The 13,238-nt window shown below is 38.8% G+C and carries 16 protein-coding genes; 14 read left to right on the forward strand and 2 right to left on the reverse strand.

From position 1 onward, the window contains the following. The first annotated feature begins 49 nt into the window (after positions 1-49). The 13 genes from RUMAL_RS16345 (at position 50) to RUMAL_RS16405 (ending at position 11,434) form a co-directional block, all read left to right on the forward strand. Positions 50-349, forward strand: coding sequence for a hypothetical protein (locus RUMAL_RS16345; protein ID WP_013499791.1), 300 nt, complete (start codon positions 50-52; stop codon positions 347-349). A 42-nt stretch (positions 350-391) separates the two neighbouring features. Beyond that, positions 392-568 carry a hypothetical protein gene (locus RUMAL_RS21910; protein ID WP_013499792.1) on the forward strand — a complete coding sequence of 59 codons (177 nt, stop codon included), beginning with the start codon at positions 392-394 and terminating at the stop codon, positions 566-568. Positions 569-785: 217 nt separating this feature from the next. Continuing rightward, on the forward strand, positions 786-1,151 hold the full coding sequence (locus RUMAL_RS16355; protein ID WP_013499794.1) for a hypothetical protein: 366 nt from the start codon (positions 786-788) through the stop codon (positions 1,149-1,151). Next, positions 1,123-2,271, forward strand: a complete 1,149-nt coding sequence (locus RUMAL_RS16360) for a DUF3848 domain-containing protein (RefSeq protein WP_157865487.1) — start codon at positions 1,123-1,125, stop codon at positions 2,269-2,271. The genes RUMAL_RS16355 and RUMAL_RS16360 overlap by 29 nt, the downstream gene beginning before the upstream one ends. 25 nt (positions 2,272-2,296) lie before the next feature. After that, positions 2,297-2,815 carry a hypothetical protein gene (locus RUMAL_RS16365; RefSeq protein ID WP_013499796.1) on the forward strand — a complete coding sequence of 173 codons (519 nt, stop codon included), beginning with the start codon at positions 2,297-2,299 and terminating at the stop codon, positions 2,813-2,815. A 28-nt stretch (positions 2,816-2,843) separates the two neighbouring features. Continuing rightward, positions 2,844-3,137 carry a hypothetical protein gene (locus RUMAL_RS16370; RefSeq protein WP_013499797.1) on the forward strand — a complete coding sequence of 98 codons (294 nt, stop codon included), beginning with the start codon at positions 2,844-2,846 and terminating at the stop codon, positions 3,135-3,137. Further along, a complete protein-coding gene (locus RUMAL_RS16375; protein WP_037304310.1) occupies positions 3,064-3,522 on the forward strand; it encodes a hypothetical protein in 459 nt (152 codons plus the stop codon). The genes RUMAL_RS16370 and RUMAL_RS16375 overlap by 74 nt, the downstream gene beginning before the upstream one ends. Before the next feature lie 14 nt (positions 3,523-3,536). Continuing rightward, positions 3,537-4,184: a DUF3849 domain-containing protein gene (locus tag RUMAL_RS16380; RefSeq protein WP_013499799.1), complete on the forward strand. Its 648-nt coding sequence runs from the start codon at positions 3,537-3,539 to the stop codon at positions 4,182-4,184. Positions 4,185-4,351: 167 nt separating this feature from the next. Then, a complete protein-coding gene (locus tag RUMAL_RS16385) occupies positions 4,352-5,017 on the forward strand; it encodes a hypothetical protein (protein ID WP_013499800.1) in 666 nt (221 codons plus the stop codon). Between the two features lie 92 nt (positions 5,018-5,109). Next, a complete protein-coding gene (locus tag RUMAL_RS16390; RefSeq protein ID WP_013499801.1) occupies positions 5,110-6,150 on the forward strand; it encodes a hypothetical protein in 1,041 nt (346 codons plus the stop codon). A 143-nt stretch (positions 6,151-6,293) separates the two neighbouring features. After that, complete coding sequence (locus RUMAL_RS16395; protein WP_013499802.1) at positions 6,294-10,040, forward strand: SpaA isopeptide-forming pilin-related protein; 3,747 nt, start codon at positions 6,294-6,296, stop codon at positions 10,038-10,040. Positions 10,041-10,220: 180 nt separating this feature from the next. Continuing rightward, positions 10,221-10,625 carry a hypothetical protein gene (locus RUMAL_RS16400; protein WP_013499803.1) on the forward strand — a complete coding sequence of 135 codons (405 nt, stop codon included), beginning with the start codon at positions 10,221-10,223 and terminating at the stop codon, positions 10,623-10,625. A 350-nt stretch (positions 10,626-10,975) separates the two neighbouring features. After that, the gene (locus RUMAL_RS16405; protein WP_028504279.1) at positions 10,976-11,434 is read left to right on the forward strand and encodes a hypothetical protein; all 459 of its coding nucleotides are present in this window, start codon (positions 10,976-10,978) and stop codon (positions 11,432-11,434) included. Positions 11,435-11,491: 57 nt separating this feature from the next. Here the strand turns inward: RUMAL_RS16405 and RUMAL_RS16410 are convergent, their stop codons facing one another. Together RUMAL_RS16410 and RUMAL_RS16415 are read right to left on the reverse strand one after the other, a co-directional pair. Further along, positions 11,492-11,899 carry a type II toxin-antitoxin system VapC family toxin gene (locus RUMAL_RS16410; protein ID WP_013499805.1) on the reverse strand — a complete coding sequence of 136 codons (408 nt, stop codon included), beginning with the start codon at positions 11,897-11,899 and terminating at the stop codon, positions 11,492-11,494. Continuing rightward, complete coding sequence (locus RUMAL_RS16415; RefSeq protein WP_013499806.1) at positions 11,883-12,116, reverse strand: type II toxin-antitoxin system Phd/YefM family antitoxin; 234 nt, start codon at positions 12,114-12,116, stop codon at positions 11,883-11,885. Before RUMAL_RS16415 ends, RUMAL_RS16410 begins: the two co-directional genes overlap by 17 nt. A gap of 211 nt (positions 12,117-12,327) precedes the next feature. Between RUMAL_RS16415 and RUMAL_RS16420 the strand changes: the two genes are divergently transcribed. Further along, positions 12,328-13,131: a septation protein SpoVG family protein gene (locus RUMAL_RS16420; RefSeq protein WP_013499807.1), complete on the forward strand. Its 804-nt coding sequence runs from the start codon at positions 12,328-12,330 to the stop codon at positions 13,129-13,131. Positions 13,132-13,238: the final 107 nt, after the last annotated feature.

A 13,238-nucleotide genomic window follows, 5' to 3' on the forward strand; every position in this document is an offset into this window, starting at 1 on the left:
TGGCTGTTTTTTTTTGTAAATAATGATACAAATGAAAGGTAAGATGAAAATGAAAGAAAATATTATTGTAGGATTTAGAGGACCCAGTAAAAAAAAATCTGTAAGATACAATCAGAAGCTAATCACTTCCTCCATAATGGTAATCACATCACCATATGAAGAGACAGTAAGAAAATGTATAGCAGAGTATAATATTAAGGATTTTGATTTTAATTCAGCTACATACGGGTTATATTCAAACATAAGAATAGAACTAAATAACGAAACCGGCGAGTGTAAGATTCAGGTGTTTGATGAAAATACAGGTGAACTGAAAGCTTTATACAAGGGAGTAACTAAAAATGAATAACGAACAGCAGATAGGATGGAGCGCAAAACGGGGGTTGATTTAATGAAAGATCTATTAGATATTTTCTCAATAGATTTTATTGCTATTGGTATTGCTGGTTTTATTTATTTCTTTTTTATCATGAGTTTTATCAACATACAAAGAAGATTTCCAAAGTCAAAAACTAATAATGAAAAGACACAAGAAAGGAATGATGGAAATGAACCAAAAAAAGAATAACCGCTTTGAGTACATGATAATCACAATTTGCGGAGTATTTATAATAACCTATGCTATGATGGTTGACAAGATCATGAATTTCCCGGAAGTCATGTCAAGCACTCCGTTGAAGATACTATTAACCGTTTTTTCTTGTATTGTGTTTATCATCACTGTTTGCCTTACAGTGAGATTATTCATGCTCATTCATAAGGATTATGTAGAAAGGAGATAGACCATGTATAGTCTTGAAGATGTTAAAAGCGGACAATGCAATCTGATGTTAACTGTTGTCGAAACAGATTACGGCAGATTTGTCACCGATGAATACATCAGTGATGATGATCTGTATTCCTCATCGGCTTTGGTCGATTATTTTGATAGCTGTGACTGCGATGATGCAGATTATGCAGATATAGAAGTCGGTTTATACAGGTACGGTGATCTCGGTGGTGATGCCGATGATATGCTGACCGATGATGTTCGCGCATATATCGAGTATGACATTGAGAGTTTCCTCAGCAAATGCGACCCACTAGAAACCAATACCTATGAGGTCGATCTGAGGATGCTGCTTGATCGAGGAGCTGAAAGGGGGTATTAATTTCATGGCTATGAATTTACATATAAGTCTAAGAAATAAAATACTTAGTGAATACTGTGAATTTCGTAAATCACAGGAACAGCTTCAGCCAAAAGAAGTATATGAAAATGCGTATGAAATAGTTATCAAACAGAACATCAGAGATCTGATATGTGATGAAACCGTTGCGCTAACTTCTGAACAAAAAATCGCTTTAAAATTGAGCAATAATACTCTCGATGAGATCTATGAAGATTGGCTTGATAAAGATACTGAAAATCTGGCAGACATACCCGATACTATCACTGAAACGGCAGACAGGCTTATGTCAAAAGTGAAATCCAAAAGTCAGCTTATTTGGAAAGGTTTCCTTGCTGAGAACAGACTCGATCTTAATATCAGAGCTATAAAGATACGCAACAGTACAAATTCAGATATTTTTGAGATAAAGGAAGTCATAAAAGACGAATACACGATATTATACAACAACAACGATAACGGCACCGAAACATTGACATCAGTTGATGAATTGAGATCAGTTTATGAAAAAACACTTGACAAGTATTCCGGAAAGCTAATAGAAACACACGGAAAAGAAGTCACAGGTGTATTGCTGGAAATTCCAAATAGACTGACACCTTTTACTGAATTCAAAGATTTTTGCCCTGATTGGCGTGAACGAGGGTCAACTCCTTCATACGTTAAAGAAGTATGGGATAATTTTCTGAAAGACCATGATCTTCCCGAGAATACTACTAAGATATCCTTCCATGCAACAAGCACCTACTATGTCGGAGGCATTGATGAAAATGGTCATGAACGTAAGGACAATTATTCTGAATATACAGAAGATGATTCATTTTACTTATTCGATTACGATAACGAGTTAGTAATACGGTATGGTTTTGAATCAGAACTTGACTTCCCTATCGAAGATACGATAATCGATCCATCAATCCTTTCAAAGGATTATGAAGACGTACTTGAAAAATACTCAACCGAGTTAAGTAAAAGAACCTATAATTATATAGATGTTTGCATAACAAAATCAGATGGAAGCGAAACTCACGAAGATTTTGAATCGTTTTGCCCTGATTGGGAAGAACGTGCTCCGATTATCACCTCATCTCGGCAAAGATGATAAAGCAAATGCCAGGAGGATAGAAATGAATCAAATAACAACAAATGATTTTTTTGATATTCACTATGGTTTCGAGTGGATAAAAGAGAATATTCGCAATAATTCAGCTATATCAAAGTTTAAAAAAGGCAAGTATCATTTTTACTTTACGGTAAACAAAGACGATAATACAATAACAGCAAATGAAACAGATGATAAAGCTGAATTTACAGTAAGTACAACTAAAAAACTCGATATAAAAAAAGAGGAGTTTCTAATAAAAACTGCTCAAATTCATGGTTTAGAGTATGTTTCGTTTACGCATTATCTTTCTACGACTGATGATATATGGTCAGAAGATAATATTAATGAAATACAAAAAAAATACATTAAAAGCTATGTTGTGCCAATAGCCCAAAAGTTTGAATTATCAGACTTTGAGAATAATGATTTATTCGCTGAGGAATTTGATAATGTATGTGATTATATCTGGTGGCAAATGGTAACTGCTATTGAGCGCAAATACGGTAATTTGTTTTGGAAAAGGCTAACATTCGATAGCTAATATTTTCTTATAAGGAGTGTGCATTATAATGGCAAAGAAAACAGGAAGTATACTTGATAAGCTGGAGCTGAATGTCGATGAAGAAAAGATATCACTCATAAACTTCTACATAAAAGAGGACGGTGATACTCTTGATCTGGCAGCTGAACTCTCTGCTGTCATCAACAATCACATTGATAAGCTCTACAAAAAGAAAGTCCCAAAATCCGTAAGACACTACATCGAGAACAAGGACAAGGAGGATAGCGATGGACAACACTCTGATAAAGTGCTCGTTCAGCCTGATGCTGGCGGGTCATCGGATCAAAGCGAAGGGATATAAAGTAAAGGCACTTTCCCACAAACAGCTGAATAAAATATGCTTGCTGATAGCTTATACCTCAGATACGATCTACTATCTATCAGCAATGGAGTATATGGATCAAAAGCCCAATGCGAAGATAAAATACGGTACAGTATCAGATACCGGGACGGATCTCATAATGACAGAAAAGCTTAGTCTTGATTATGATGCTATCAATGATATGCTGCAAGCAGGGACGATTTTCCCCATTTCTTCTTCTCCGGGAGAAAGAAAAAACGGTCGGCTCATTGATACCGATTCGGATTTTACAAGCTGGGCAAGCAAAAATGGACTTAGACCATATCTAAGAGCGTATCGGTCCGAGATCGGTGCCGATGATATTCATTATACTACAAAGTTCTGATGAGACGAAAAATTATGACTGACGATGCTCTGTATACAGATAAAAGCGGTAGACTGTATGAACTGAAGAAACAGTTTTATCATACAGCTGTACTGCAATCTATGACAGAACATACATATCTAATTGCATCAAAACCATACATTACAGACGATGGCTGCATTGAATGGCGTAATGCAATAGTATCAACCAATTATCTTAATGCAGTTAAATCTGCAATGGAGAAGGATATAATGTACGAAAGCATTGAAAATCGTATTTCACTGAAAAATACAGCAAGTGACATTGATAAAGAGATCTCAGCATCAATGCATGAACTGTATCATTACGATCTTGATGGAGCCTATGATAAGCTTTCTCTTAATCATAGCGATTTCGATATAGCACAGGCGGTAGCACTTACCATTCACGGTAAGTCATGGGACGGGAGATTTTCAGATCTTAACAAAGCATGGGCTGATAACTTCATACAAGCCTATGATGTAAAAATCGAAGAGTATAGAGATTTCTTCGGCTGTGATACTCACCCATCTGTGCTTGACGGTTTTACGGATGTTGTACGTATGAGGATAGCGAACAGGAGTATAGATCAGACTCAGGATATAGATAATGATTACGATCAGTCCTACGAACAATCCGAATCAATGGGTTACGGAAGAAGATAGTAATTTTTTAAATTATCATTTTCGCCTTTTAGTAGAACTGGAAAATTTTCCCAATTTGCACAAAAGCACAGATATATCTTTGTTAAGGTTTTCTCTTGTTTATTCAGGGCTTTCATGATATAATATAATTGGGAAATAATTTGAAACAAACGAAAGGTGGGCTTAGTATGAAAATTAATACCGAAGATGAGAACATTCTGAGACTGAAACACACTCCCGAAGAAGTAAAAGCATTTATCGCAGATCAGATGAAACTGCATGAAGAATACATGAACAGCCCTGATAACGATGATGTTCCCGGTGGATTTGAGAACAAAGCTGTTCGAGAATTTATGGGTGAAGAATTCTGGAATGCGACCAAGCTGCCGCAGTTCGATTATTCCTGCGAGATAGATTCCGATGTTCAGTGCCGCGCATATCTGTGGTATAAGGATATTTTCAGGGCGAATCTGCGCTGTATGCTTGAGGAGAATGAAATGCTGACACAGCATACAATAGTAACTGATCGAATGAAGTATCTGTCCGGTGATGCAGCACAGATACGTTGGCTCAATTATCTTCTTGATACAGGTATAAGTCAGGATGAATTCAAAAGGAATTTCGCATTAAATGCGTACTATGATTATTACAGTAATTACTACGCATCTGTGACACTTACCGATGTCCCCCGCGATATGGTCCGCAGGCGAGAAATGTATGGTGAGATACCGTCAGAAGATCGTGTGCGCTACTCCAATATGGTCAAGTATTCGGTCATGGAGTACATCAACGAAGAGTATGTTTATAATCGTTTTGTCGGTGCTGGTGCAAAACTCAATCTACCATCAATCTGAATGTGTCTATAGACACACTTGCCCGACCAACTTCTTGATTTATTACAGACGATGTGATATACTTAGATAAAACAATCAGGAGATGACCAAAGATGAAAAGAATCACAATTTCAGTAATCGTAATGATATCAATGCTGCTTACATCCTGCGGTAATATCAGTGAGAAAGACAATGCAGCAAATACATCTGCCGAAGTGACCACAACGACGGTAGCCGATGACACTTCTTCTGTCACAACAACAAGCGAAACAGAAGAAACAAGTGAAGCGGTTACAACGACTACCAGGACAGAAAAGGACGATAGTTCATCGCAGGCTGAAACGACTGCTGCTACAACAAGTAAAAAATCTACTACTACCAGCAAAAAGACTTCGAGTAAGATAAAGGTCACATCTTCAGGTCGAACCGGGTCATCAAATAACAGTAACAATGGCGGAGGTTATTCCGGTGGCGGGAATGTTGTTACTCAGGCTCCGGCACAACAGCAGGCAGCACCTACACAGACAACAACTACAACTCAGCCGCCTGTGAAGAAAACAACTACTACCACAACAACTACACAGTACATTCCTGAACCTGAACCTATTCCGGAAGATCCTTTTGCAAATTTTGATATTTCAGAGTATGATCCGGAACTGTATTCATCAATGTGTTATATCTTTGGTAATGGTACTTCACCAATCATGAACCTTCAGATATGGGTTTTCCTAAGTGATTACCCTATCGACTGTGTTGGCAAGTTCCAGGCTGGGCAAAACCTCTCTTACGATGGTACAGACTACGGCAAGGCAAAGGCTGTATGTGAATACGCATACAATTGTGGTGGTAGAAACTGCATAGAATACGCACTTAATGCATACTTCGTTGCTCAGGGCGCGGGTCTTGAGTGTTACCTCGCACGCTCATCACAATATGACTGGTATGGTCACGTAGCGAATATTGTAAGAATAGATGGTCAGTATTACTACATGGAACCAATGACAAACGAAACTACAGCAAATACAGCCATAGCTTTCGGTGGTTATCGCGCGGACGGTAGTGGTATAATAGATCCTGTTCCACTTGATATTTTCTTTGATATCTATGATAATAGATACTCATTTGACGTTTCTTCATCTAAATATGGAGAATAATAGCTAAACAACTTCAAGCACTTAACAAATATCATGTTAGGTGCTTTTCTTTTTCTCACGGAGAATATGATAGATCAAGCATTTCCTAAATCTGCCAAAGGAAATGCTTTTTTTATATTAAAATTCAGAAAGGATATGATAATATGTTCAAAAGCAAATTTTTGAAGAGAATCGGCACCGGGATAATGGCTGCTGTATGCGCTTTTTCTTTTGCGACCGCAGAAGTGAAACCGATGAAAGCAAAAGCTGCATCAGAAGCAGTTTTCCCAAACGCCGATCAGATCATCGCACAGGCAGCTACTCTTCTTGGAGGTAATTATTCAAGCGCCGGTGGTAAAGGCTATTACAATATGTATGATGCCAACAAAACACCTGTCGCTTACGATGTGAATTATACTCGTTCAGCCGGGGTAGACTGCTCAGGATTGGTGTACTATACCATGACAAAGCTTGGTTACTCAACATCAGGTTTCGCATGGAATCACCCCGTCCCCGTAGATACTACTCATTGGCTGAGCTACACCAATCCTACTATTTCATACAAAGGCACTACTAAGCCCCTTGAAATAGAAAAAATAAGAGTAAGTACCAACAATCACCCCTACTGGGAAAGGTCAAACGGTAGTACGATAGAGCCCGGCTCTATTGTTATCGGTGATCCTACGAATGGCAGTACTGATCATGCATGGATTTACATGGGCGAATTCGATAATAAAGCAGCTGTTAAAGCTTATCTGAAAAAGATAGGTGTAAATCCTGCATATATCAACGATAAAAACATTCATGATAATGGTGACGGTGGTAATCACTGGCGCATTGAAGCACAGAGTACATACGGTGTTGTTATAAATAATGACACTAGCGGTAAATACACAGGTGCCATGAGAGTTTCTTCTTTCAAATTAAACAGAAATGCCATGTTCACAATACAGAAAACTGAAATCGGCACCGGTAAGATAGTCGGAATTTCTAAGGTTGACGGAACATCAGCCGTATATGGTGTTTATACAGATAAAAGCTGTAAAAACAAAGTTGATGAAATAAAAATTAACAAAAACGGACTTGGCACTCTTAGCTTACCTTACGGTACATATTACGTCAAGGAAATAAAAGCTCCGACAGGCTATAATGTATCGAATGATGTTTATACTCTTGTTCCGAATGAAACTGTCATCGTTAATGAGGTTAAAACGACTGGATCTATTCGCATTAACAAGACAGCTGAAGATGGTGTAAAAAACAGAGAATTTATGATCAGTTGGTTTGAAAACGGTGCAATCCATAGAGAACGTTTAAACACCAATACACTCGGTGTAGCAAAGATTGACGGGCTTAACCTCTATGATTATGACGGTGATGTTATAAATTACACTGTTTCAGAGATAAACAACGATCTGAGAAATGTTAATCCTAGCGCACAGACTGTTACTCTTTCAGAAGCCGATCCCAACAAGGATTATACCGTAGACCTCTATTTTAACAATGAGTATAAATACGGCTCTCTCGTATTACACAAAACTCATACAGACGGCAACACCGATGATCGTACCTTTACTGTAACAGGTAACGGCGAAACTTATACAGTAGTAACTCATGGCAATGAGCCTGCGGCACTTGAACATCTGCGTATGTACGATGATGATAACAACATCATTACATATACAATTCATGAGGAAAATGTTCCGGATAGATATGTTCAGCCCGAAGATCAGGAAGTAACTCTCCTGCTTAATCAGGTCACAGATGTATACATCGTTAACAGCCATGTTCCCGGTACACTCATACTCAAAAAGAGACATGAGGACGGTAAAACAGGTGACCGTAATTTCACAATCACAGGCAGTGATGGCTCCGTCAGAACTGCTGTAACACATGGTAATGAGCCTACAGTTATTTCTGACCTTGATATCTATGATACTGACAGCAACCTCATAACATACACTATCCATGAGGAAAATACACCTGATAGATATGAACAGCCTGCGGATCAGGATGTTACTCTTGAATACAATAAATCCAAGACTGTAACAATCGTCAACAGACTGAAACGCGGTTCAATATCTATCCACAAGCAGAACAGTGAAACACTTGAGCCTGTTGCCGGTGCAAAATATGAAGTGACCTGCAACGAAGATATTTACAGCTCAAATGGCAAGGATATGATTCCTGCCGGCGAGCCCATATACACACTGGAAACCAACGAGGACGGCAACGCAGCAACACCTAAGTCCCTGCCTATCGCTCACACATATACACTCACAGAAGTATACGTGCCGGACGGATATATTTCAGGTGATCCTATCACTATCGAAATGAGTGATGACGGAACACAGCTTGAATACCGTACAACCATAAACGAAAAGCCCACAATCGTAAAGATAAGCAAGAAATCTCTCACAACAAAAGAAGAACTTGAAGGTGCAAAACTCACAGTAACCGATGATAACGGTACAATAATTGATGAATGGACATCTACAACTACTGAACACACTATCATTGGTAAGCTTACAGTCGGCAAGGAATACACTCTGACAGAGGTTCTCGCTCCTGACGGATTCCTCACTGCGGAAAGCATCAAGTTTACTGTAAATGAAGATGGCTCCTCAAATCACATTACGATGTATGATGAGGAAAAATCAGGCAGTATCGAAGTTCACAAAACTACCGAAGGCATGATAAACGTTGAGGGAATAAGCTTTACACTCAGCGGTACATCAGACCACGGCACAGAAGTAAACACACAAGCAATTACTAACTCAGACGGTATTGCAACCTTTGAGAAGATCCCTGTGGGTACATACACCATCACCGAAGATGCTGAATCAGTGCCTTATGCGTACCTTGTGGCTGATGAACAGGAAGTATCTGTTATGTACGCAGAAACAACTATCGCTGAGATTTACAACGATGAAAAGTCGGGAACTGTTGAGGTCCACAAGAATACTAAGAACAAGGGCAATATCGCTGATATCAATTTCGTTCTTGAGGGTACATCTGACAGCGGCAGAGATGTAAAGCTGGAAGCTGTGACCGATAAGGATGGTAAGGCAGTATTTAACAAGGTGCCTGTTGGTACATACACCATCACAGAGGACAAGGAAACAGTACCTACTGCATACCTTGTGGCTGAAAAGCAGGAAGTAAATGTACTGTATGCCGAAACATCTATTGCAGAAGTTTTCAATGATGAAAAGACAGGCAGCATTGAGATCCACAAGACAACCGAGGGTATGATAAACATCGAGGGTATCAAGTTTATCCTTGAGGGTGTATCCGACAGTGGAACAGATGTTCACGTTGAAGCTATTACTGACAAGGACGGTAAAGCTACTTTCAGTAATGTTCCTGTTGGAACATACTCTATCACAGAGGATGAAAAGACTGTACCGACTGCATATATGGTAGCCGAAGAAACCGAGGTTACTGTGCTGTACGCTGAAACAGTAACTAAGGAGATATTCAACGGTGAAAGATCCGGCAGCATCAGTATTCAGAAACAGACTGAGGGAATGAAAGATATCGCCGGAATTAATTTTGTGCTTGAAGGTACATCTGACAGCGGCAGAACTGTGAAGCTTGAAGCTGTGACCGACAAGGACGGTAAAGCTACATTCAATGGTGTGCCGATAGGTACATACACCATAACCGAGGACGGTAAATCTGTGCCTGCGGCTTATTTTGTAGCTGATGCTCAGACAGTAACTGTATTTGAAGCACAGACTTCAAACATTACTTTCGAGAACAAGAAAAAGCCTGATTCTTCAACTCCTTCTACTTCATTAACCACCACAAGCAATCCTTCAACCGGAGTTGCTGCTAACGGTGCGTTTGCTGTAACAGCAATTGCACTCGCTCTCATGATCATTTCAAGAAAGCGTAAGAACAGCTAATCATCGCTTTAAAAAGCACCCCCTTATAAAAGCAGACAGCCGCCCTATACAGGCGGCTTGTTTGCTGAATGTCTACGAACAATTTGTCTATAAACACATTTTCTCTTTATTCATTCGTAGGCATTCAGCAGATAATTTGATCTTCACGATAAATTAATTAGTAAAGTAGGTGATGTAATTATGAAATCATTAAACGATGAAAATAAATTTATTGAAAATGAAATCACAGTAATTGATCCTGAAATTCTTACAGTCAAAGAAAACAATACATTTAAGATTTTAATGTATGGCTTTACCATCGATGAAGAAGAGATACCTCTTTTGTGTGATATAGAAAGTGTAGAACCACGCATACTGGGAGATACAGAAAAACAATATATTTTACTCTTTAGATTTAAAAATCCAGTAAGAAACGATATATATGTACACTACACTGTGAATTTTGTATTTGACGATGACAGAGAGACTTTTATCAAAGCATACAACTACATAAAAGAGCTAATTACCGTAGAACATATCTTACTTGATTTTTATTGCATTAACAAATTTAATCCTTTTTATGAGATCGGTTTTTTTTATGACTGAAAATGAGAAAAAGGCAAATTAAGGTAATCGAAAGGAGTATAAATATGGAACAAGGGTATTATGTACTGTGTAACGATATTAATGAGCTACTATCAATGATAAAATATGGAGAACCGGGACTTCCTTATGTCATTGACTGGGCAGTACCTAATCTAAAAAAGCAAAAAATATTTCCGGTATATGTTCATGCTGGATTACTAGAAGAACTAGGGATAATCTTAAGTGATATCCGCGAATCAAAACCATCGTGTGAATACGATACTATTATAACATATAATGAGTTTTTGCAGAGCAAAACATCACAAACCAAACAGGTAAATGCAACACAAAGCATAAAAGGAGGAACAAATATGAAAAGATACAGAATATGCTATGATAAAATGCTGGTAGCAAAAGGTGATCTGAATATTAACGGAGAACTGTATGGTGGTGTCGCGGCATACCTTGAATATCAGGTATTCAATAAATCTTCCGGAGAAGAAATATTCTTCACTTTCGACGATACTGATACTCCCCGAGAAGAAAAAATCGAAGGTCATTATCTTAATGACTTTTACGATCTTGCTTATGACAAGGAAAATGGCTTTATCATCATTCCAGCCGATGAACTGAAAGAGCTTAAAGATCACGTTATAAAATTCAGAGTTGGTATGTTCACTAAGAGCATAGATAACAATGGATGTTTAGAAGATGTTTCCATAACCGAAAAACAGTTCGTAAAGATACTCAAAGATAATCCGCAATCATTCGACACAGCAGATAACAATTTCGCTCAGAATTGTGGTGTTACATTCAACATCATTGGATAACAAAAAATACGAATTCTGTAAAAAAGCTGCCGACAACAATGCCGACAGCTTTTTTGCTTAGATCCTATCAAGTAACTCCGACGGTTTGAGCGCAGGAATTTTACTATCCTTAAAATCACGAATGTTTCTGGTTACAATAAAATCCGCATTGATCCTACTTGCCTGACACATCTGTAAAGCATCTTCATAATCAGAAGTGAGCATTTCTGCCGCTGAATTAAGGTCGGATGATTTAAGATCAACGACTTCAAAAATCATAAGTATCTGCTTTATTAGCTGCTCCGTTTTCTTAGGATCAAGTTCCTTGCGCAGGATGTACACAATATTCGGTACAGTGAGTGCAGAAACATATCCATCGATTTTGTTTACCTCGCAGTATTTCCAAATCTTTGATGAATTTTCTACAAAATCCGGTCGATTGCAGAGAACGTCAAGGATCACATTTGTATCAATCAAGATCTTCATGTTTCTTTAACCTTTCCGCGCGAATTTCTTTTTCATCATAATCATTTTTTAGAACTCCTGTAAGCGAGTCCGTTAGAAAAGAAACCGTAGACTTATGTGAAACCAGTCTGGCAACTTCTTTTCCGTTTTTGAGTATGATTATCTCGCCGCCTTGCTGAACTTCTTGTAGATACTGACCGAAGTTATTTTGAAAATCAGTTGCTGTTGCAGTAATCATAAAAACACCTCCATGTTTTTTAGCTAATATAAGTATATCATATTTTAGCTAAAATGTCAATGGATATTTTAGTAACGCAGAAAGGCTTGTTTGCTGAATGCCTGCGAAACTGTGTCTATAGACACACTCCCCCTCCCCCATTATTATTCGCAGGCATTCAGCAGATAATACGGTCTGCTATAAAATTATAATTTAAAAGGAGGTTTTTCTATTGAGAATCCAAGTATCCGCGTCCAGGTATACCCCGCCTGCGGGAGATACCAACAACACAAGAGGTTTTGCATCAGTCAAGTTCCAGAACGACAATGGTGATGAGTATATGCTCGAACGTATAACTATCAGAGAGTCAGCCAACGGAATGTACGTCAGCCTACCGACCGTAGCACGTAATGCCAAGGTCAACGGTTCTCCGGTGTATGATTCAAACGGTAATCCCAAAAAAGAATTTACAGAGGTCCTGCACCCTGTAAACAACGCTGCACGTACTGAATTGTGTAACGCCATCATGGAGCGCTGGAGGGCGAATGACAGAGAGTATGCCGAGTTCAATATCCTTGGTAATACTCAGTTTGAGATGAGCAAGATCAACGTCAACCTGCACAGCGATCAGGCAAAACACCTTGTCGGAATCGGCTCGGTAACATTCGGTGATGCTTTTAAACTTGACAGCATCATGGTCAAAGAGGGCAGCAAGGGCGAATTCCTTGATTTGCCCAGCTATCGCACAAAAAAATATGATCCCGAAACAAAGCAGATAGTGATAGGCGCAGACGGACAGCCTGAGATAGACTACCGTGATTTGTTCCACCCGAACACCCGAGAAGCCTATGATAAGCTGACCAATGCAGTCCTGGATAGTCTTCACGCTAAACAACAGGCACAGGATAATAGCTATGCTGCATACGAACAGCAGCAGAACAACTATAATCAGCAGAGTGCTGCCGCTGCCATTCCCGACTACGATCCATTCAGTGGTTTTGAAGATATAACACCGCAGTACGGACGCGGAAGATAATTTCTTCTCTCTCGGAGAATAAAAACTCAAAACAATAAGCACAAACTTTAATCGTTACTCCCTAGGGAAACAAAGCTATAATCACTCCTACGGGAGATTTTGTTGCG

It is taken from the genome of Ruminococcus albus 7 = DSM 20455, from assembly GCF_000179635.2.
GTDB lineage: Bacteria > Bacillota > Clostridia > Oscillospirales > Ruminococcaceae > Hominimerdicola > Hominimerdicola alba.

Bases quoted from the DNA above. Each gene is read 5' to 3' on its own strand.
- RUMAL_RS16415 (WP_013499806.1), bottom strand. From the start codon at position 12,116: ATGATTACTGCAACAGCAACTGATTTTCAAAATAACTTCGGTCAGTAT.
- RUMAL_RS16375 (WP_037304310.1), top strand. From the start codon at position 3,064: ATGGACAACACTCTGATAAAGTGCTCGTTCAGCCTGATGCTGGCGGGT.
- RUMAL_RS16400 (WP_013499803.1), top strand. From the start codon at position 10,221: ATGAAATCATTAAACGATGAAAATAAATTTATTGAAAATGAAATCACA.
- RUMAL_RS16370 (WP_013499797.1), top strand. From the start codon at position 2,844: ATGGCAAAGAAAACAGGAAGTATACTTGATAAGCTGGAGCTGAATGTC.
- RUMAL_RS16380 (WP_013499799.1), top strand. From the start codon at position 3,537: ATGACTGACGATGCTCTGTATACAGATAAAAGCGGTAGACTGTATGAA.
- RUMAL_RS16345 (WP_013499791.1), top strand. From the start codon at position 50: ATGAAAGAAAATATTATTGTAGGATTTAGAGGACCCAGTAAAAAAAAA.
- RUMAL_RS16405 (WP_028504279.1), top strand. From the start codon at position 10,976: ATGAAAAGATACAGAATATGCTATGATAAAATGCTGGTAGCAAAAGGT.
- RUMAL_RS16385 (WP_013499800.1), top strand. From the start codon at position 4,352: ATGAAAATTAATACCGAAGATGAGAACATTCTGAGACTGAAACACACT.
- RUMAL_RS16410 (WP_013499805.1), bottom strand. From the start codon at position 11,899: ATGAAGATCTTGATTGATACAAATGTGATCCTTGACGTTCTCTGCAAT.
- RUMAL_RS16395 (WP_013499802.1), top strand. From the start codon at position 6,294: ATGTTCAAAAGCAAATTTTTGAAGAGAATCGGCACCGGGATAATGGCT.
- RUMAL_RS16355 (WP_013499794.1), top strand. From the start codon at position 786: ATGTATAGTCTTGAAGATGTTAAAAGCGGACAATGCAATCTGATGTTA.
- RUMAL_RS16390 (WP_013499801.1), top strand. From the start codon at position 5,110: ATGAAAAGAATCACAATTTCAGTAATCGTAATGATATCAATGCTGCTT.
- RUMAL_RS16365 (WP_013499796.1), top strand. From the start codon at position 2,297: ATGAATCAAATAACAACAAATGATTTTTTTGATATTCACTATGGTTTC.
- RUMAL_RS21910 (WP_013499792.1), top strand. From the start codon at position 392: ATGAAAGATCTATTAGATATTTTCTCAATAGATTTTATTGCTATTGGT.